General features: G+C 72.2%; 17 protein-coding genes and 1 pseudogene. 8 read left to right on the plus strand and 10 right to left on the minus strand.

Annotated features, from left to right (window positions below):
* The first annotated feature begins 117 nt into the window (after positions 1-117).
* From SSPS47_RS07155 to SSPS47_RS07170, 4 genes are all read left to right on the plus strand, one after another.
* On the plus strand, positions 118-1,026 hold the full coding sequence (locus tag SSPS47_RS07155) for a glycerophosphodiester phosphodiesterase family protein (protein WP_203557796.1): 909 nt from the start codon (positions 118-120) through the stop codon (positions 1,024-1,026).
* Between the two features lie 95 nt (positions 1,027-1,121).
* Positions 1,122-1,664, plus strand: a complete 543-nt coding sequence (locus tag SSPS47_RS07160) for a methylated-DNA--[protein]-cysteine S-methyltransferase (protein ID WP_164249590.1) — start codon at positions 1,122-1,124, stop codon at positions 1,662-1,664.
* 113 nt (positions 1,665-1,777) lie between these two features.
* Complete coding sequence (locus tag SSPS47_RS07165; protein WP_164249592.1) at positions 1,778-2,686, plus strand: pseudouridine-5'-phosphate glycosidase; 909 nt, start codon at positions 1,778-1,780, stop codon at positions 2,684-2,686.
* On the plus strand, positions 2,683-3,636 hold the full coding sequence (locus tag SSPS47_RS07170; protein ID WP_239064801.1) for a PfkB family carbohydrate kinase: 954 nt from the start codon (positions 2,683-2,685) through the stop codon (positions 3,634-3,636). The genes SSPS47_RS07165 and SSPS47_RS07170 overlap by 4 nt, the downstream gene beginning before the upstream one ends.
* A gap of 61 nt (positions 3,637-3,697) precedes the next feature.
* Here the strand turns inward: SSPS47_RS07170 and SSPS47_RS07175 are convergent, their stop codons facing one another.
* Together SSPS47_RS07175 and SSPS47_RS07180 are read right to left on the minus strand one after the other, a co-directional pair.
* A complete protein-coding gene (locus SSPS47_RS07175) occupies positions 3,698-4,339 on the minus strand; it encodes a uridine kinase (RefSeq protein ID WP_164249594.1) in 642 nt (213 codons plus the stop codon).
* Between the two features lie 69 nt (positions 4,340-4,408).
* Positions 4,409-5,806 (minus strand): annotated as a pseudogene (locus SSPS47_RS07180) (amidohydrolase).
* Between the two features lie 162 nt (positions 5,807-5,968).
* Between SSPS47_RS07180 and SSPS47_RS07185 the strand changes: the two are divergent.
* The 3 genes from SSPS47_RS07185 (at position 5,969) to SSPS47_RS07195 (ending at position 8,647) form a co-directional block, all read left to right on the plus strand.
* Entirely contained in the window at positions 5,969-6,478 is a 510-nt protein-coding gene (locus tag SSPS47_RS07185; RefSeq protein WP_239064802.1) for a DUF3574 domain-containing protein, read from the plus strand.
* Positions 6,479-6,564: 86 nt separating this feature from the next.
* On the plus strand, positions 6,565-7,104 hold the full coding sequence (locus SSPS47_RS07190) for a hypothetical protein (protein ID WP_164249598.1): 540 nt from the start codon (positions 6,565-6,567) through the stop codon (positions 7,102-7,104).
* A 355-nt stretch (positions 7,105-7,459) separates the two neighbouring features.
* Positions 7,460-8,647 (plus strand): S1 family peptidase, encoded by a 1,188-nt coding sequence (locus tag SSPS47_RS07195; protein WP_164249600.1) that lies wholly within the window; start codon positions 7,460-7,462, stop codon positions 8,645-8,647.
* Positions 8,648-8,732: 85 nt separating this feature from the next.
* Here the strand turns inward: SSPS47_RS07195 and SSPS47_RS07200 are convergent, their stop codons facing one another.
* The 4 genes from SSPS47_RS07200 to SSPS47_RS07215 all read right to left on the minus strand — a co-directional run bounded on the left by SSPS47_RS07200 (position 8,733) and on the right by SSPS47_RS07215 (position 14,043).
* A complete protein-coding gene (locus SSPS47_RS07200) occupies positions 8,733-9,194 on the minus strand; it encodes a hypothetical protein (protein ID WP_164249601.1) in 462 nt (153 codons plus the stop codon).
* 45 nt (positions 9,195-9,239) lie between these two features.
* A complete protein-coding gene (locus tag SSPS47_RS07205) occupies positions 9,240-10,490 on the minus strand; it encodes an SWIM zinc finger family protein (RefSeq protein WP_164249603.1) in 1,251 nt (416 codons plus the stop codon).
* The gene (locus SSPS47_RS07210; RefSeq protein WP_164254432.1) at positions 10,487-13,354 is read right to left on the minus strand and encodes a DEAD/DEAH box helicase; all 2,868 of its coding nucleotides are present in this window, start codon (positions 13,352-13,354) and stop codon (positions 10,487-10,489) included. Before SSPS47_RS07210 ends, SSPS47_RS07205 begins: the two co-directional genes overlap by 4 nt.
* A 224-nt stretch (positions 13,355-13,578) precedes the next feature.
* Positions 13,579-14,043: a DoxX family protein gene (locus SSPS47_RS07215; RefSeq protein ID WP_164249605.1), complete on the minus strand. Its 465-nt coding sequence runs from the start codon at positions 14,041-14,043 to the stop codon at positions 13,579-13,581.
* A gap of 181 nt (positions 14,044-14,224) precedes the next feature.
* Here SSPS47_RS07215 and SSPS47_RS35240 point away from each other — a divergent pair, with 181 nt between their 5' ends.
* Entirely contained in the window at positions 14,225-14,626 is a 402-nt protein-coding gene (locus SSPS47_RS35240; RefSeq protein ID WP_239064803.1) for a DUF6343 family protein, read from the plus strand.
* On the opposite strand, the gene SSPS47_RS07225 is transcribed toward SSPS47_RS35240, so the two are convergent.
* The 4 genes from SSPS47_RS07225 to rpsA all read right to left on the minus strand — a co-directional run bounded on the left by SSPS47_RS07225 (position 14,559) and on the right by rpsA (position 18,502).
* Entirely contained in the window at positions 14,559-14,960 is a 402-nt protein-coding gene (locus tag SSPS47_RS07225; protein ID WP_164249607.1) for a tetratricopeptide repeat protein, read from the minus strand. The genes SSPS47_RS35240 and SSPS47_RS07225 overlap by 68 nt on opposite strands.
* Positions 14,961-15,037: 77 nt before the next feature.
* On the minus strand, positions 15,038-15,643 hold the full coding sequence (coaE, locus tag SSPS47_RS07230; RefSeq protein ID WP_164249609.1) for a dephospho-CoA kinase: 606 nt from the start codon (positions 15,641-15,643) through the stop codon (positions 15,038-15,040).
* Positions 15,644-15,749: 106 nt separating this feature from the next.
* Positions 15,750-16,688: a PAC2 family protein gene (locus SSPS47_RS07235; RefSeq protein ID WP_147872259.1), complete on the minus strand. Its 939-nt coding sequence runs from the start codon at positions 16,686-16,688 to the stop codon at positions 15,750-15,752.
* 290 nt (positions 16,689-16,978) lie between these two features.
* Positions 16,979-18,502: a 30S ribosomal protein S1 gene (gene rpsA / locus SSPS47_RS07240; RefSeq protein ID WP_023542473.1), complete on the minus strand. Its 1,524-nt coding sequence runs from the start codon at positions 18,500-18,502 to the stop codon at positions 16,979-16,981.
* Positions 18,503-18,865: the final 363 nt, after the last annotated feature.

An 18,865-nucleotide genomic window follows, 5' to 3' on the forward strand; every position in this document is an offset into this window, starting at 1 on the left:
CTCCGGGGCCTGCTCGGGCGCATTGCGTTCACGTTGTGGCCAACCTTCGCCTGTCGCGTGTTGGCCGCCGACTGTCACTCTCGGCCCGTCTGTGATCGATCGACGCAAGGAGTCCACGTGTACGCACGCACCTCTGTGACCACGGCCGTCGCGCTGCTGGGAGCCGCCGCGCTGGTTCTGCCGGGGAGCACGTCGGCCGCGGCGCCGCGCGCCACCGCCCCGGAGACGTCCCCCGTCTCCGCCCGGCACGACGCCAATCCGCTGGTCATCGCGCACCGCGGCGCCTCGGCGTACGCGCCGGAGAACACGCTCGCCGCCGTCGACAAGGCCGAGGACCTGGGCATCGACTGGGTGGAGAACGACGTCCAGCGCACGAAGGACGGCGAGCTGGTCGTCCTGCACGACACCGACCTCAAGCGCACCACCGACGCCGAGCAGGTGTTCCCCGACCGCGCTCCGTGGAATGTGAAGGACTTCACCGCCGGCGAGATCGCGCGTCTGGACGCGGGCAGCTGGTTCGGCGCCGAGTGGGCGGGTGCCCGGGTGCCGACGCTGAAGCAGTACCTGGACAGCGTCGAGGAAAACCGGCAGAAGCTTCTTCTGGAGATCAAGGCGCCCGAGCTCTACCCGGGCATCGAGAAGGACACCCTGCGTGTGCTCCGCGCGGAGGGCTGGCTGGACCGCGCGCACGTGCGGAGCAAGCTGGTGATCCAGAGCTTCGGCGCGGCCAGCGTGAAGGCCGTGCACGAGCAGCGGCCCGATGTGACCACCGGATTCCTCGGTACTCCGGCGGTGGCCGACCTGCCCTCCTACGCGGCGTTCACCGACCAGATCAATCCGACGCACTCCTCACTCACCGCCGAGTACGTCGCCGCCGTGCACCGGCTGAAGGGCGCGCACAGCAAGCGGCTCCAGGTCAACACCTGGACGGTCAACGACGCCGCGGGCGCGGTGCGCGTGGACGGGTTCGGCGTGGACGGCATCATCACCAACAACCCCGACGTGGTGCGGGACGCGGTGGGCTGAGCGGCCGGACGCCCGCCGGGTCCCGGGCCGGCGGGAGCGGGTCGGGACGGCCGGGTCGAAGAGCGTTGTCAGACCCTGACCGTAGCGTTGTCGGCATGGACAGCAACCCGCAGTCGGTGGAGTGGGCCGTCGTCGGAAGCGACATCGGCCCGCTGCTGCTGGCCGCCACCGGTGAAGGACTTGTGACAGTTGTCTTCCACGCCACGACCGGGCGTCGGGAGACGGCACTTCGGCAGCTGAAGGGCCGGCTCGGCGCCGAGCCCGTCGAGGATCCGGCGGGCCGGCTGGCCGAGCCGATACGTCAGCTGGCGGCCTTCTTCGACGGCACACTCCGGGAGTTCGAGCTGCCGCTGGACTGGTCGCTGTCGGGCGGCTTCAACCGTCAGGTGCTGCGCGAGCTGGCGGCCGGCGTTCCGTACGGCACGGTCGTCGGGTACGGCGATCTGGCCGACCGTGTGGGCAGTCCGGGCGCGGCCCAGGCGGTCGGCGCCGCGATGGGGTCCAACCCGCTGCCGATCGTGGTGCCGTGCCACCGGGTGGTGGAGAGCGGCGGCGGACTGGGCGGCTTCGGGGGCGGTCTGGAGACCAAGCGCCAACTGCTGGCGCTGGAGGGCGTGCTGCCCGCGCCGCTGTTCTGACGGGCCGTCCGCCCTTCCGCGACCGCCCGCTGTTCGCGCTCTCCCGCTTCCCTCCCGGCTCCCGGCGGAGGGAGGGACGTTTGCGGGGCCCCGTCCCGTGCCAGGGATGGGACATGCCTGACACGACACTGCTGCTGTCCTGCGAGGTGCGGGACGCACTCGAAGCGCGCCGTCCCGTCGTCGCCCTGGAGTCGACGATCATCGCGCACGGTCTGCCGCGACCGCGCAATCTGGCCGTCGCCGAGGAGTTGGAAGCGCTGGTACGGTCCGGCGGCGCCGTACCCGCCACCGTCGCCGTGCTGGACGGCCGGGCCCATGTGGGCCTGGACAAGGACCAGTTGGAGCGGGTCGCCGGTGATCCGTCCGTCCGGAAGCTGGGCCACCGCGATCTCGCGCCCGCGCTGGCCACCGGGGCCAGCGGTGCGACGACGGTGTCCGCGACGGCGTTCCTCGCCGCGCGTGCCGGTATCCGGGTCTTCGCGACCGGCGGCCTGGGCGGTGTCCACCGCGACTGGATCGGCGCGCAGGACGAGTCGGCCGACCTGCGGCTGCTGGCCGGGACCCGGATCACGGTGGTCTGCGCGGGCGTGAAGTCGATCCTCGACGTACCGGCGACCCTGCAGCGCCTGGAGACCCTGGGCGTCGGGATCCTCGGGTACGGCACGGAGCACTTCCCCGGCTTCTACCTGACGTCGTCCGGTGAGCCCGTCGACTGGACCGTGGACACCCCGGAGGAGGTCGCGGCGGTGATGGCCGCCCAGGACGTGCTCGGCGGGCCGGAGGCCGCGCTGATCGTCGCCAATCCGGTGCCGGAGGCGGAACAGCTCGATCCCCGGTTGCACGACCGGGTGCTCGCCGAGGCGTTGTCGGAGTGCCGGGAGCGGGGCATCGGCGGGCAGGCGGTGACGCCGTTCCTGCTGGGTGAGCTGATGCGGCGTACCGACGGCGCGTCCCTGGAGGCGAATCTGGCGGCCGTGCGCGGCAATGTGCGGCTGGCGGCTCTGATCGCGGCGGCGCGGTGAGCGGTCCGGACCCCGCCGACGGCGCCCGCGCCCCCGAGGGCCCCGGACACGGTGGCGGCGCGGGCGCGCTGCTGATCGTCGGGGACGTGGTCACCGATGTGGTGGCCCAGCACCGTAAGCCGCTCGCACACGGCACGGACACCGCCGCCGAGATCCGCACCCTGCCGGGCGGCGCCGGGGCCAACGCGGCGTGCTGGGCGGTGTCCACGGGATGCGCGGACGTCCGGCTGCTCGCCCGGGTCGGCGCGGAGGCGGCCGGCTGGCACGAGTCACGGCTGAGATCGGCGGGCGTCCGGCCGCTCCTGGTCGTCGACGACGACGTGCCGACCGCGACCGTCGTCTCACTGGTCGACGCCTCCGCCGAACGCACCTTCCTGACCGACAGCGGGGCCGTCCTGCGCCTCGCCGCCGCCGACTGGTCGGCGGCGCTGCTCGACGGGGTGGGCCGGCTGCACATCTCCGGCTATCTCTTCTTCGCCCCCACCAGCCGTCAAGTGGTGCGGGCCGCCGTGGCGTCGGCGACGGCGCGCGGTGTCCCGGTGAGCGTGGACCCCGCGTCGGCGGGATTCATGGCGGACCTCGGCGCCGACCGGTTCCTGGCGGCGGCCGAGGGGGTCGACGTACTCCTGCCGAACGCGGACGAGGCCCGGCTGCTCACCGGAGTCCCGGACGCGGAGAAGGCGGCGGCCGAGCTGAGCCGCCGGTTCCCGCTCGTCGTGGTGACGCTGGGACCGGACGGCGCGCTGGTGGCGTCGGACGGAGCGGTGACGGCGCGCGTTCCGCCGGAGCCCGCGCGGGCCGTCGACTCCACGGGGGCGGGCGACGCGTTCAACGGCGCTTTCCTCGCCTCCCTGTTGACGGGCGCCGACCCACCGGCGGCCGCCGCGGCGGGCTGCCGTGCCGGCGCCCTGGCGGTCGCGCAGACCGGCGGGCGTCCGCCGGTGCCGTGACGTCCGCGTGGCCGGCCGGCGTGCCGAACCACCTGACGGGCGGCCACCGCGCCGACCCGGTTCAGCCCCGCGGCAGCGCCCAGGCGGGGTGGCGCGGATCGTCCGTCCTTACGAGGACGTCGGCGGCCTCGGCCGGGCCGACCTCCCGCTCGTAGCGCTCGAACGCGGGCAGCGTCCACTGCTCGCTCTCCCCGGTACGGCGGCGGAGCGCGGCCGGCGACAGCCGCAGATGCACCGTGAGGTCGAACGGGAACCAGTGCCCGAGCAGCAGCGGACCGTGCACCACCAGCACGCCGCCCGGCGGGAGTTCGACCCGCTCGCTGCGCGTCGCGCGGTCGGTCGCCGGATCCCACAGATCGGGCAGCACCAGGCCGGTCCCGCCCGCCTCCACGGGCCCGAACACCTCCCGCCACAGAGCGCCCGTGTCGAACCAGCCGTCGTAGTAGGAGTCGGGATCGTGCCGCCCGTACTCGTACCGCAGCGACGCGGGCCGCAGGAAGCCGCCGGTCCCGACGACGACCACCGAGCGGCCCCGGAGCCGCAGGGCGTCGGCGAGCGCCTCGGCCGGTACGCCGGGACGTGCGGCGGGCGCGCCGTCCACGGCGATACGCACCCAGGGGCCGCCGTCGTCGGCCCTGGTCTCCAGGGCGCGCCCCGCCAGGGCGTCGGTCAGCCGATCCCAGGTGATCGCTTCGAGTCTCACCGCTCCATCATGGTCCAGCGACGGGCGGGGGCGCGTACGACGGCTCCCCCGCCGGGCTCACCCGCGCGGCTACGCCGGGTCGTAGTCCTGGACGCGCCGCCCGTGACCGCGGTACGTCAACGCCGGGAGCCGGGGGTCGCGCATCAGGACCTTCCGTCGACGATCGTGGTCAGCACATCGGCGGAGCGCGCGCTGTACACGAGCGTCGCCGCGTGGTCGTGGACCGGCTGGGTGTGGGGTCCCGTGAGGTCCACCAGGATCAGATCGGCGCGCCGTCCCGGAGCGAGGGCGCCCACCCGGCCGCCGAGGCCCACCGCGCGGGCGCTCTGGGTGGTGGCGTGGTCGAGTGCCTGACGGGCGGTCAGCCAGCCGGGGTCGCGCTCCGACGACTTCTGGGTCGGCGCGGTGAGCGTCATGCTCTCCCAGACGTCGAGGGTGCTGTTCGACGCGGCGCCGTCCGTCGCGAGCCCGACGGGCACGCCGATCGAGGCCAGCGCGCGCAGCGGTGTCTGGTCCCAGCCGAACTTGAGGTAGCCCTTGGGCGCGGTGGCGAACGCGACCCGGCCCGTGCCGCGCCGGAGTACGGCGAGGTCGCCCTCGGTCAGACCGGTGCCGTGGGCGACGAGCACGTCGACGTCGAGCAGCCCGGCGCGGTGCAGGGTCTCGATGGGCGTGCGGCCGGTCGCGGCGACGGCGGCGGCCGTCTGCTGCGCGTTCTGCGCGGCGTGGATATGGACCAACAGGCCGTGCGCGCGGGCGAGTTCGGCGGTCGCGGCCAGATCGTCGTCATCGACGGTGTAGGGGGCGTGCGGCGCGAGCGACATGGTGATCCGCCCGTCGGCCGCGCCCCGCAGCCGGAGGGCGAAGTCGAGGGACCGCTCCAGGCCGGCGGCGCCCTCGCTGGAGAAGTACCCCTGGCCGAGATTGGCCCGCAGCCCGCTCGCCTCGGTGGCGGCGGCGACCTGGTCCATGGCGAAGTAGTGGTCGGCGAAGGTGGTGACGCCGCCGCGGATCATCTCGGCGCAGGCGAGCAGCGCGCCGAGTTCGATGTCGCGGTCGGTGAGATTGGTTTCGATGGGCCAGATCCACTCGTTGAACCACTCCTCGATCGGCAGGTCCTCGGCGATGCCGCGCAGGGCCACCATCGGTGTGTGCGTGTGGCAGTTGATCAGTCCGGGCATGGCGAGCAGCCCACGCGCGTCGATGCGTTCGACGGCGGGCAGGCCGGCGACGGCCTCGGGGGGTGGTGATCGACTCGATGAGACCGTCGCGTACGACGATCGCGCTGTTGTCGAGAAAGCCGATGTCGCCCGCGCCCCCGGTCCGGGTGGGGTCGGCGGGGTCGGCGCGATCGTTCGGGTCCGTGGGACCGGTGGGGTTGGTGGTGTCGCCGGTGCGGCCGTGCGTCAGCGTGGTGCAGCCCGTGATGACGAGATCGGCGGGCCGGTCCTCGGGAGCGGTGGTCATCGCAGCAACGTACTGCGCGGGGGGCGCGGCGGCCTTGCGCTCGTGCGGGTGGTTTCCGGCCGGGGCACGTGTTCCGGCGGGGTTGCGTGGCGGGTGCTTGCCACAGTGAGTCCGCACATGACAGTCCTCCCGCGGACCGCCCGAGAGAGAGCGACACCCCCCATGCCCACCACCGCGAGCACTCCCCGGCCCTCCTCCCGCCCGCGCGCGCCGCGCTCCTCAGGGCGGCGTGTGCCGGTCGCCGTCGCGGGCGCCGTCGTCGCCGTGCTGGCGGTCGGCGCACCGGCCGCGTACGCGACCCTCGACAGCGAGCAGCGCTCGCCCACCCAGACGCCGCGCGGCGCGTCGTACATCGAGACGCGGCTCTTCTTCGGTACAGAACGGCCGGACGGCGGCGCGGATGTGACGGATCGTCAATTCATGTCGTTCATCGACCGGCATGTCACGCCGGAGTTCCCGTCCGGCCTGACGATCCAGGAGGGCCGGGGCCAGTGGCGTGACTCCAAAGGCGTGATCGAGCGGGAGCGTTCCTACGAGCTGATCCTGCTGTACCCGGCGTCCGAGGCGACGTCGCGCGACGCGCGGATCGACCAGATCCGGCGGGCGTACGAACGCGCGCACGCCCAGGACTCCGTGGCGAGGCTGGACGACCGGACGTTCGCCGACTTCTGAGCGCGAAACGGCGACGGGAGAGCGCGGAAAGGGCGCGGGAGCGCGTTGGGGTCGTAAACGGCCCCCACGGCGGGCATTTCTCCACCATGACGGTTCGCCCACGCCCCTTGCTGCTCCTCGACGTCGACGGTCCCCTCAACCCGTACGCCGCACGGCTGCCACGACCGCGCGGGTACACGACCCACCATCTGCACCCGTCGAACTGGCTCTCCCGCCAGACGCCGGGCTCCCGGCCCCACAGACGTGGGCTACGGGTACGGCTCAACCCCGCCCACGGCCCGATACTCACCGGGCTGCCCTTCGAACTGGCCTGGGCCACCACCTGGATGCACGAGGCCAACAGCATGATCGCGCCGGCCGTCGGGCTGCCGGCCGATCTGCCGGTGATCGAGTGGCCCGAGCTTTTCGCCAAGGATCCGGACGGCCTCTACTGGAAGACGCGCCCGCTGCTGGAGAGGGCGGACGGCAGACCCTTCGCCTGGGTCGACGACATGATCACCGACCTGGACACGACGTATGTCGCGACCCACCACGACGGGCCCGCGCTGCTGTTGCGGATCCACCCACGACGGGGGTTGCGGGAGCGGGACTTCGCGACGCTCACGCGCTGGGCGGAACTGCTCTGATCCGGCGGTAGGCACTCGCCCGGGCTCTCGGCCTCTCGGGCTCTCCGGAAATGTCCGGAGAGCCCGAGAGGCGTTCACCGCTTGACGTCCGCAACGCTGTAAGAGCCTCCGCCCAACGGGACTTGAAGCGCCGTCGCGCCGCCCGCCGAGCCCTCCGGAAGCTCTCCTTCCATCAGGCGCGAACCCCTCCCGACCTGGCGAATCGCACCATGCCGGGATTCCGTTCCGCCATTGGCATGGACCTGTTCATGATCCTTGGATACGCTCCGGCCGAGGCGAATGAGAGCGCTCTCACTCGCCTGCTGTTCCACTGTTCCAACCCCACGATCGCTGGAACAACCGAAGGGCGAATGCCTTGAGACGCAAGACAGTTGTACGCACCGGCCTGTCCGCACTCCTCCTCGTCGGCACCTGGGCGACCGCCGGGCTCGCGCCGGCGTCGGCCGCGGCTCCCGACTCCGCCTCGACATCGATGTCAATATCGGCCCCGGCATCAGCCTCGAAGAAGGCGCCCGCGTCCGATGGCCTGCTCAGCGCCATGCAGAAGGAATTCGGCCTGACGAAGAGTGAGGCCGTCGCCCGGCTCGCCGCCGAGAAGACGGCGACCGCCGTCGAGACCAAGGCGGAGCGCGCGGCGGGAGCCGCGTACGGAGGCTCCTGGTTCAGCGCGGCCGACAACTCACTGACCGTCGCCCTCACCGACGGGAAGAAGGCCGCCGCCGTCCGCGCGACAGGCGCCACCGTCAAGCTCGTGAAGCACAGTGAGCGCGCCCTTGACGCGACCATGAAGCGGATCGACGCGCTCTCCGCACCGGTCGGCGTCAGCAGTTGGAGCGTCGACCCGAAGTCCAACCGGGTCGTGGTAAACGTCCTCGCCCCGGAGCGTGACACCAAGGCCGTCGCCGCCTTCGTCGCGAAGGCGGAGAAGACCGGTCCGGTGACGGTCGCGGAGACGACCGACGCCCCCTCCACCGTCGCGGCCGGGACCGTGGGCGGGGACCCGTACTACACGGGCAACGTCCGCTGCTCCATAGGCTTCTCCGTGCACGGGGGCTTCGTCACCGCCGGCCACTGCGGCCCGCGCGGCCAGTCGGTGCGCGGCTGGGACAACTCCGCCATCGGCAACTTCCAGGGCTCGTCCTTCCCGGGCAACGACTACGCGTGGGTGAACGTCGCCAACGGCTGGTGGACCGTGCCCGTCGTCCTCGGCTGGGGCAGCGTGTCCGACCAGTTGGTGCGTGGTTCGAACGAGGCCCCCGTCGGCGCGTCGATCTGCCGCTCCGGCTCCACGACGCACTGGCGCTGCGGCAACCTCCTGGCCAAGAACGTGACGGTCAACTACTCACAGGGCGCCGTCCACCAGATGGTCCAGACGAGTGCCTGCGCGGAGGGTGGCGACTCGGGCGGCTCGTTCATCAGCGGTGACCAGGCCCAGGGCGTGACGTCCGGCGCCTCGGGCAACTGCACCAGCGGCGGGCAGAGCTTCTACCAGCCGATCAACGAGATCCTCAGCACCTACGGGCTGACACTGCACACAGCCTGAGCGAACTCCGCAAGCTGAAGCCCGTCGCGTCAAGGGTCTGACGCGACGGGCTTCACCGCTGTGCTGCCGCAGGCTGAGCGCCGGGTCAGGCCGGGGCGCTCCCGGCTCCGCCGCGGGAGCCGCCGCCACCCAGATCCACTGTGCCGATCGCTCCGGCCTGGACGACCGCGCCGTGCACCACGCCGCCGTTGACGGTGTTGTGCACGGATGTCACGTGCTGGGGCACGGGGGTGGCGGGCGCCAACTCGTCGAGCAGTGAGCGGAGTTCCGCAGCCGCCGCGGGGTCGGCCGCCAGGGCGCGGCGGAGGCGGGTGCGCCATTCGGCTTGGACGTCGGCCACCAGTTGTTCGTCCTCGTCCCGCTGGGCCGCGACCAGTTCGGCCCGGACGGTGTCCAGCTCCTCCTCGACCGAGGCCGGGGTGGCCGAGCCCCGGCGCGCGAAGAACGCCACCATCCGGTCGCGGGCGGCCGTCCAGCCGTCCGTCGCCATCTGCTGCACGAGAGCTGTCGCTCCCGCGGCCGCCAATGTCACCAACTCGGCTTCCACCACGCCCCCTTGATCTGTGGTTGCTTACGGATACGAGCCTACCGGTCACCGACCGAGAAGCGCCGTGAGCGCACCCACCGGGTCGGTGTCGGGGGTGCCGCGGGGCCACCAGTCCTCGCGGTCGCGGTCCGACTCGTATCCGTACCAGAGTCCGTCGCGGCCGAAACGGAGCTGGAGCGACGGCAGGGAGAGGCGGTTGCGCCAGGGGCGGAAGTGCGGGAAGTCGGCCGCGAGGAGTGCGGGGCGGGCGCGGTCGAACGGGCCGGCGGGTGGGTCCCAGGCTTCTTCCAGGACGGTCAGGCCCGCGAGGCCGCCCTGGCGCCAGGCGGCGACGGCGCGTGCCAGGTCGGTGGGGCTGTGGTCGGTGCCCGCCGCCAGGTCGCGGTAGAGGGCGCGGGTCGAGGCGGTGAGCCCGGAGCCGGGATGGGCGGCGGCCAGGCGGACGGCGTCCTGCCACGGGGTGAGGCCGGCCACGGGGTCGATGCCGGTCGCGAGAAACGTGTGCGCGCGGCCGGCGGCCTCGGTGGCGAGCAGGTCGAGCGCCAGCGGGTCGGGGGCGCCGGGAGTGTGCGGATAGACGGGCGGGCGGCCGGGGCCGGCCGGCAGCGGGAACGGGGGCGGCAGGGTCCGCAGGGGGTGGGCGGTCACCGCTGTGACCGCGTCGACCGTGGGCATGGGCGGCGCCGCCGTGCCTCGTTCGGCCGCGGAGCGGGTGGCGTTGCGCCGGGTCAGGTCGGCCAGGATCTCGTGCTCACCGCGTCCGCGCATCAAGAAGAGGACGAACGGGTCCTCGTCGAGCAGCCGCGCGGTCTGGTAGCACAGTGCCGCCGCGTGCTTGCAGGGGTAACCGTCGTCGGGGCAGGAGCAGTCGGGCGTCAGATCGCCGGCGGTCGGCAGCAGGTCCGCCGAGGCGGCGAGCGCGTGCGGCATGTCCTTGTCGAGGAGGGCGGCGATGTGGTCGGGGCGGGCGGCCGCCGCGTCGAGGAGGTCTTCCCAGTCGTCGTCGCCGAGGGTGCGCAGCCGGATCTCGGTGCGGTACGGGCGGGGCCGTGAGCCGTGCACGTACGCCATGACCCGGCCCGGTGTGACCGTGATCGCGTCCACGTGCCCGCTGCCCGCGTAGGCGCGCCCGCGTTGCAGCCGGGCCGGGTCGAGCGCCGAGTCCTCCATGGACTCCACCCAGGCGTTGCCCCACCAGCTGGTGGCGAAGTCCGGGGCGCCCGCCGCGCCGGGCGGGGGCGGCAGGGCCGGGAACGTACGACGGCGGTCGTCGTGCCGAGAGACGCGCGCGGTCATGACGGCCTCCGCAGCGAGACGAGATCGGCCAGCTCACGGTCGGTCAGCTCGGTCAGGGCTCCTTCGCCCGAGCCGAGCACCGCATCGGCCAGGGCACGCTTGGCGGCCAGCATCTCGGCGATGCGGTCCTCGACCGTGCCCTCCGCGATCAGCCGGTGGACCTGTACGGGCTGCGTCTGGCCGATGCGGTAGGCGCGGTCCGTGGCCTGCTCCTCGACGGCCGGATTCCACCAGCGGTCGTAGTGCACGACATGACCGGCGCGGGTGAGGTTGAGGCCGGTGCCGGCGGCCTTGAGAGACAGCAGGAAGACGGGGGTCCGGCCCGACTGGAAGCGGTCCACCATCCGTTCCCGTTCGGCGACGGGCGTGCCGCCGTGCAGGAGTTGGGAAGGGATCGCGCGGGAGGTGAGGTGCGCGGAGAGGAGCCGCGCCATCGACACGTACTGCGTGAAGACGAGGACCGAGCCGTCCTCGGTCAGGATCGTGTCGAGCAGCTCGTCGAGCAGGGCGAGCTTCCCGGACCGGCCGGTGAGCCGCGCGCCCTCCTCCTTCAGATACTGCGCCGGGTGGTTGCAGATCTGTTTGAGGGCGGTGAGCAGCTTCATGACCAGTCCGCGCCGGGCGATGCCCTCCGCGCTCTCGATGGCGGCCATCGTCTCGCGCACGACGGCCTCGTACAGGGAGGCCTGTTCGCGGGTGAGCGGCACCGGGTGGTCGCTCTCCGTCTTGGGCGGCAGCTCGGGCACGATCCCCGGGTCGGACTTCTTGCGGCGCAGCAGGAAGGGGCGGACCAGCCGGGAGAGCCGCTCCACGGCCTCGTCGCTCGCGGTGGTGCCCGCCGACCCCGCGTGTTCCACGTTCTCCACGGCGCGCGCGTGGCGGGCGCGGAACGATTTGAGCGGTCCGAGGAGGCCGGGGGTCGTCCAGTCGAGGAGCGCCCACAGCTCGGAGAGGTTGTTCTCCACGGGGGTGCCGGTCAGCGCGACGCGGGCGGGCGTCGGGATCGTGCGCAGTGCCTTGGCGGTGGAGGAGAAGGGGTTCTTGACGTGCTGAGCCTCGTCGGCGACGACCGTTCCCCAGGTGTGGGCGGCCAGTTCGGGAGCGCTGCCGCGCATCGTGCCGTACGTGGTGAGGACGAATCCGTCGGTCACGCCGTCCAGCGTGCGCCCCGAGCCGTGGAAGCGGTGGACGGGGACGCCGGGCGCGAAGCGGGTGATCTCCCGCTGCCAGTTGCCGAGGAGGGACGCGGGACAGACGACGAGCGTCGGGACCGGACGGGCGCGGTGCAGATGGAGCGCGATGACGGTGATCGTCTTGCCGAGGCCCATGTCGTCGGCGAGACAGCCGCCGAGGCCGAGTGAGGTCATGAGGTCGAGCCAGGCCAGGCCGCGCAGTTGGTAGTCGCGCAGGGTGGCGTCCAGGCCGGCGGGCTGTGCGACGGCCGCCGGGCCGTGGACGAGCCGGTCGCGGAGGACCGCCAGCGCGCCGGTCGGGACCGCGTCGACCGTCTCGCCGTCCACCTCGGCCGAGCCCGTGAGGGCGACGGCCAGCGCGTCGACCGGGTCGAGCAGGCCCAGCTCCCGCTTGCGCGCCTTCCGGACGAGGTCGGGGTCGATCACCACCCACTGGTCGCGCAGCCTGACGATCGGCCGGTGCGACTCGGCGAGCGCGTCCATCTCCGCCTCGCTGAGCGGATCGCCGTCGAGCGCCAACTGCCAGTTGAACTTGAGCAGTTCGGTGCTGTCGAAGAAAGGCGTGCCGTCCGTGGCCGAACCGGGCGCGGAGCGTACGACCGCGGCGGCCGAGAGCGTACGAGCCAGCTCCCTCGGCCAGTGGACGGCCACTCCGGCGGCGGCGAGGCCGGCGGCTCCCGGGCCGAGCAGTTCGTACAGCTCGTCCTCGGAGAGCGGCAGCACGGCGGGGACGTCGAACTCCAGCAGCCGGGCGAGCGGCGGCCAGACACGGGCGGCGCGGCGCAGCGCGAGCAGGGCGTCGATCCGGGCTCGGGGTCCGAAGACGTCGTCGCCGTCGCCCGCCCAGAGCTGAGCCGCGTCCATGACGAGCGTCGGGTCGGCGAGGCTGTGGATCTGGACGAGGGCGGCCCCGGCACGGCGCTCGGCGCCGGACTCCTCCGGGGTCTCCGGCGCGGACGAGGAGTCGAACAGCTCGTACGCGGACAGGTCGAGGCGCAGCGAGACGCGCACCCCGGCGTCCATCCCGGCCGCCGCTTCGGCCGCCCACGAGCGCGCGCGGGGCAGATGCTGCGCGGCGTGCGCGGCGAAGGGCGCGCCCGCGGCGAACGCGGCGGCGGGTGTGCGGGGCAGGGCGTCGGCGACCGCGTCGAGGAAGGCGCGCACCAGCGCTTCCGGCTCGGGCAGCCGCAGCGGCAGCACATCGGGGAGTGGGACGGCGTGCGCCTCGTACGGCATGGCGGCGGCGATGGCCCGCAGCTGGGCGATGTCGTCCGCGTCGAGCGGGCCGGCCCGCCAGGCGTCGTGGTCGGACGCGGTGAGGCCGGGCAGCAGCCGGCCCCTGGCCGACAGGTGCAGGGCGTGCAGGGCGGCGGCGCCCCAGCAGGCGGCTGAGGGGTGGGCGGAGGCGTCGGAGCGGGCGCCGACCAGCAGGGGAACGGCCTCGGCGACGGGCATGAGCACCGCGCGGACGACACGGGTGCGAACACCGGCGCCGGCCGCCGGGTCGGCGCGGTCGGCCTCCACCCGGTCCGCCGGAGCCACGACCGTCAGATCGGACGTGCGGAGGTCGCCGTCGGCGGACGGCTCCCCCGCCGGGGCCCAGAAGGCGACCCGTCCTTCACGGGGCAGGCCGGCGGGCAGGAAGAGCGCGGCGCAGCGGGCCAGGGGCATCGGGGCGGGGGCCGGGGCGTCGGACGCCGCGTGGCCCGGCGCGTCTCGCGTCATCGTCACCCACTCCCTCCGCCTCGGTCGCTCACCTCAAGATCTCGTTACTCCGCGAGTCTAGGCGGGGGGTCTGACAGTGCCCCCGTCATGCCCGAAGGCCGCATCCCCTCGACGTGTGAGGATGCGGTCTTCAGGCGCGACGGGTACGACGGGGCGCATCGGCCATCGGTTCAGATCCGCCGGCGCACCAGCGCGACGAGTTCGGCGGTCCTCCGCCGGCGTACCCACGCGACCACGGCGAGCAGGGCCAGGAAGATCACGGGTGTCAGTGCGTTCTCGCCGTCGAAGACGGTCAGCTGGGTGATGAAGGCGCCGATCATCAGGCCGATGAGCGCGATCGCCGAGACGCCGGAGAGAATCGGGATCAGCAGGGCGACGGCGCCGGCCACCTCAAGGGCACCGGTGAGATACATGAACCAGTCGCCGAAGCCGATGGCGTCGAACGACTCGGCCGCCGACGAGTGGCCCACGAGCTTCGGCCCCGCGCTCGCGACCGCCAGGAACAGCGCCAGGACGATCTGGAGCGTACGGACGGTGATGTCCGTACGGCGCGAGGGCCCCGCGTGGGAGGGCGAAACAGCGGCGGGCGCGGGAGCGGACGCGGTCCGCGCGGGGGTGGTCGTAACCTCGGACACAGGGGGTCTCCTCCGTGATGCGCGTGGTGTGCTTTCAAGGAGGTAGACACCCGCCCCGCCGGGAAATCATCGCTCTCCGGGCGGTCGGATCGACGAATTCACCGTCGGTTCGTTTCGGGGCCCGCACCCCTGTGCATCGGGGGCGCGGACCGGGTACATGTCTGACAGGAGGTGCGATGCCATGCGCACCGGAAGTGAACCGGTCACAGCCCGCAGTCCGCTGCGGATGCGCTGGTGGCTGAGTGTGTGGGGTCTGATCTGGACCGGATTCGGCACGGCCGCCTTCGCGATCGCCGGCCGTCCGGGCTGGGCGATCGCCTGCGGGGTGCTGCTGCTGATCGTCGCCACGGATTTCGCCGTGGTCGTCCACCGGATACGGCAGGGGTCGAGGTTCCAGCCGGGCCGGGACGTCCCGCCGTACGAGGTTCACAGCCACCGGAACCCGGGCGGCGACGGCGACACCGGCACCGGCACCGGCAGCGGTTACGGGAACGGCGGCGACAGGATCGAAGAGGTCAGTCGTCGGAACCGGACCCCGGGCCCGAGCCGGACCCGGGACCGGAGTCGAAACGCGCGGCTTTGAGGTACTCGGGCTTGGGATCGAGCGCCGCGGCCAGCCTGAAGTGCTTCGTCGCCTGCTCGGGCCGCCCCGCCCGCTCGTAGGTGCGGGCGAGTGCGAAGTGCGCGAAGGCGTTGTCCGGCTCGCGCTCCAGGACCAGCTCGAACTCCAGCTCTGCGGGCCGCAGTTGAGCCGCGGCGAAGAACGCGCGGGCGCGCAGCAGCCGGGCCGCCGTGTTCTCGGGGTGCGCCGCGATCACGGAGTCCAGCAGCTTGACGGCACCGCGCGGATCACGTGCGGCCAGCAGTTGCTCCGCCGCGCGGTAGTCGATGACGTGGGTCTCCGGGCTCTCGGGCACGGTCCGATCCTTCCCCTCGGTCCGCGCGTCCAACGTCGCACGGATTGGCGGTATTCCACAGCCGGCCGCCGGGCACCTCAGAAGTGGGCGGCGGCCCGCTCGACCAGTCGCGCCCAGACGTCCCTGACCTGCGGCTCCAGTCTCTCCAGCGGCCCGTTGTTGTCGATGACCAGATCGGCGGCGGCGTTTCGCCGCTCCCGGGTGGCCTGGGCGGCCATCCGGGACCGGGCCTCGGACTCCGCCATGCCCCGCACCCGTACGAGCCGTTCGAGCCGGGTCTCGGTCGACGCGTCCACGACGACGAGCACGTCGTAGAGCCCGGTCAGCCCGCTCTCGACGAGGAGCGGCACGTCGTGGACGACGATGGCGTCCTCGCCCGCCGCATCCTCCAGCTCCGCCGAACGTGCTCTGACCAGGGGATGGACGATGGCGTTCAGGGTGGCGAGCTTCTCGCTGTCGGAGAAGACGAGCGAGCCGAGCTTCGGCCTGTCGAGCCGCCCGTCGGCGGTGAGGACGCCCGGCCCGAAGGCGTCGACAACGGCGTCGAGCCCGGGAGTCCCGGGCTCGACGACCTCTCTGGCGATCTTGTCCGCGTCCACCAGCACCGCGCCGTACGAGACCAGCAGTCGGGAGACTTCACTCTTTCCGGCACCGATCCCGCCGGTCAGGCCCACTTTCAGCATGCCTGGCAGCTTAGGCCGTGGACCTGCGTCTTACGAGACGTCGTCCGTACGGGACGCGCTGACGCGCGCCCCGTACACCGATCCCCGAAGATCCGCCGGACAGACCCTAGGCGTCGCCCTCCCGCTCGGCGAGGAACTTCTCGAACTCGCGCCCGATCTCGTCCGCCGACGGAAGCTCCGCCGGCTCGGCCACCAGATTGCCCCTGCTCTCGGCACCGGCCACCGCGTCGTACTGGTGCTCAAGGCCCTGCACCATCGTCACCAGCTCTTCGTCCCCCTCGCCGAGCTGGCGCTCGATCTCGGTCTGCGTGCGCTGCGCCTCCGTACGGAGAGCGTGCGCGACGCCCGGCAGGACGAGTCCCGTCGCCGCGGTGATCGCCTCCAGGGCTGTCAGCGCCGCGTCCGGGTAGGAGGACCGCGCCACGTAGTGCGGGACGTGGGCGGCGACGCCGAGCACGTCGTGCCCGGCCTCCATCAGCCGGTACTCGACCAGCGCCTCGGCGCTGCCGGGCACCTGCGCCTCGTCGAAGGGGCTGCGGTGGCCCGGCATCAGGTCCGTGCGGTTGCCGTGCGGTGTGATGCCGACGGGGCGCGTGTGCGGCACGCCCATCGGGATGCCGTGGAAGTTGACGGCCAGCCGTACGCCGAGGCGCTCCACGACCTGTCCCACGGCCGCCGCGAAGCGCTCCCACTCGACATCGGGCTCGGGCCCCGACAGCAGCAGGAACGGGGCGCCCGTGGCGTCCTGGACGAGCCGCACCTCCAGCGTCGGCGTCTCGTAGCCCGACCAGCGGTCGCGCTTGAACGTCAGCAGCGGGCGGCGGGCCCGGTAGTCGACCAGCCTGTCGTGGTCGAAGCGTGCCACCACCTGGTTCGGCAGCGACTCCAGCAGGTTCTCGACGATCTGGTCGCCGGTCTCCCCCGCGTCGATGTAGCCCTCGAAGTGGTAGAGCATGACGAGACCCGCGGACTCCTGGGCGAGCGCCATGTCGACGACTCCCAGGCCCTTGGGCTCCCACTCGTACAAATCCTGCGGATCAAGCACGATTACCGGTCCTCCTCGTGTTCCTCAGGAAGAACGCGCCTCCGGGCGTGAGCATTCCCCACCCACGCGCCCCGCATCCGGCCGGGCGCACGGTCGGCGAGGAACCCGCGCGCGTGGCGCCCCGGAACCCGCGCCGGTGGTACGAGAGCCAAGACGCCGAGCACGTACGGTACTTGGCGCCTCGGACACCGCCGATCCGCATCCCCGTCCTGAACGCACGCGTGAGGCCCGCCCCCGAAGGGAACGGGCCTCACGTCCAGCTGTCTACCGGCTACTGCGGGGTCGGAGCGTCAGCTCTGGCCACCGGCCAGCTTCTCGCGCAGGGCGGCCAGGGCCTCGTCCGACGCCAGTGCGCCGGAGTTGTCCTGGGACTCCGAGGAGTACGAACCGCCACCGCCACCGCCACCGCTGCCACCCGAGGCGGCGGGAGCAGCGCCCGCCGGGGCGGCAGCGCCCTCGGCAGCCGCGGCCTCGTCGGCCTCGCGGGACTTGATGACCTGGGCCTGGTGCTGCTCGAAGCGGGTCTGCGCCTCGGCGTACTGGGTCTCCCACACCTCGCGCTGAGCCTCGAAGCCCTCGAGCCAGTCGTTGGTCTCGGGGTCGAAGCCCTCGGGGTAGATGTAGTTGCCCTGGTCGTCGTACGAGGCAGCCATGCCGTACAGCGTCGGGTCGAACTCGACCGAGGCCGGGTCCCCGCCGAACGCCTCGTTGGCCTGCTTCAGCGAGAGGCTGATGCGACGGCGCTCGAGGTCGATGTCGATGACCTTGACGAAGATCTCGTCGTTGACCTGGACGACCTGCTCCGGGATCTCCACGTGGCGCTCGGCCAGCTCGGAGATGTGGACCAGACCCTCGATGCCCTCGTCGACGCGGACGAACGCGCCGAACGGAACGAGCTTGGTGACCTTGCCGGGGACGACCTGGCCGATCTGGTGCGTCCGGGCGAACTGCTGCCACGGGTCTTCCTGCGTCGCCTTGAGCGACAGGGAGACACGCTCGCGGTCCATGTCCACGTCGAGAACCTCGACGGTGACTTCCTGGCCCACCTCGACAACCTCGGAGGGGTGGTCGATGTGCTTCCAGGAGAGCTCGGAGACGTGCACGAGACCGTCGACACCGCCGAGGTCCACGAACGCGCCGAAGTTGACGATCGAGGAAACGACGCCGGAGCGGACCTGGCCCTTCTGCAGGGTCGTGAGGAAGGTCTGGCGAACCTCGCTCTGGGTCTGCTCGAGCCAGGCACGGCGGGACAGGACCACGTTGTTGCGGTTCTTGTCCAGCTCGATGATCTTGGCCTCGAGCTCCTTGCCCACGTAGGGCTGGAGGTCGCGGACACGGCGCATCTCGACGAGAGAGGCCGGCAGGAAGCCACGGAGGCCGATGTCGAGGATGAGTCCACCCTTGACGACCTCGATGACGGTGCCGGTGACGATGCCGTCTTCTTCCTTGATCTTTTCGATCGTGCCCCAGGCGCGCTCGTACTGCGCACGCTTCTTGGACAGGATGAGCCGGCCTTCCTTGTCCTCCTTCTGGAGGACGAGGGCCTCGATCTCATCGCCCACGGCGACGACCTCGTTGGGGTCGACGTCGTGCTTGATCGAAAGCTCGCGGGAGGGGATGACGCCTTCGGTCTTGTAACCGATGTCGAGCAGGACCTCGTCCCGGTCGACCTTCACGATGACGCCGTCGACGATGTCGCCGTCGTTGAAGTACTTGATCGTCTCGTCGATCGCGGCGAGGAATGCTTCCTCGTTACCGATGTCGTTGACCGCAACCTGCGGGGTGGTGGCGGTGGTCTCGGTGCTGCTCGTCATGTGGGTAAAGGCTCCGGTACGGACATTGAGTCGTAGGTACTGCCACGCCGAGAGCCCGTATCGCCATCTGCCGGAAACCGGACAGCCAAGGAAGCGCCATTCCCAGGAGGAAGGCGCCTCGACAGCCGAGGGGACCCACAACAGATGCGAGCGCGGCCTGCTACGTCTGAGGCGCGCAAGCCCGCAGCGCAACCTTTAGCATACGGGGGCAGCCGGACACGGTCAATGCGCGAAGGCGCACACCCGGGGCGGAACGCCCCATACCCGGCACAACAATCGTTTCATGAGGCCACGACGGCCGCGCCGCAGCCCGAGCCGCTACCGGCCGGCTACAGGACGGCACAGTTCGTGACGCCTCTCGGC

The organism is Streptomyces sp. S4.7, from assembly GCF_010384365.1.
Classification (GTDB): Bacteria; Actinomycetota; Actinomycetes; order Streptomycetales; family Streptomycetaceae; genus Streptomyces.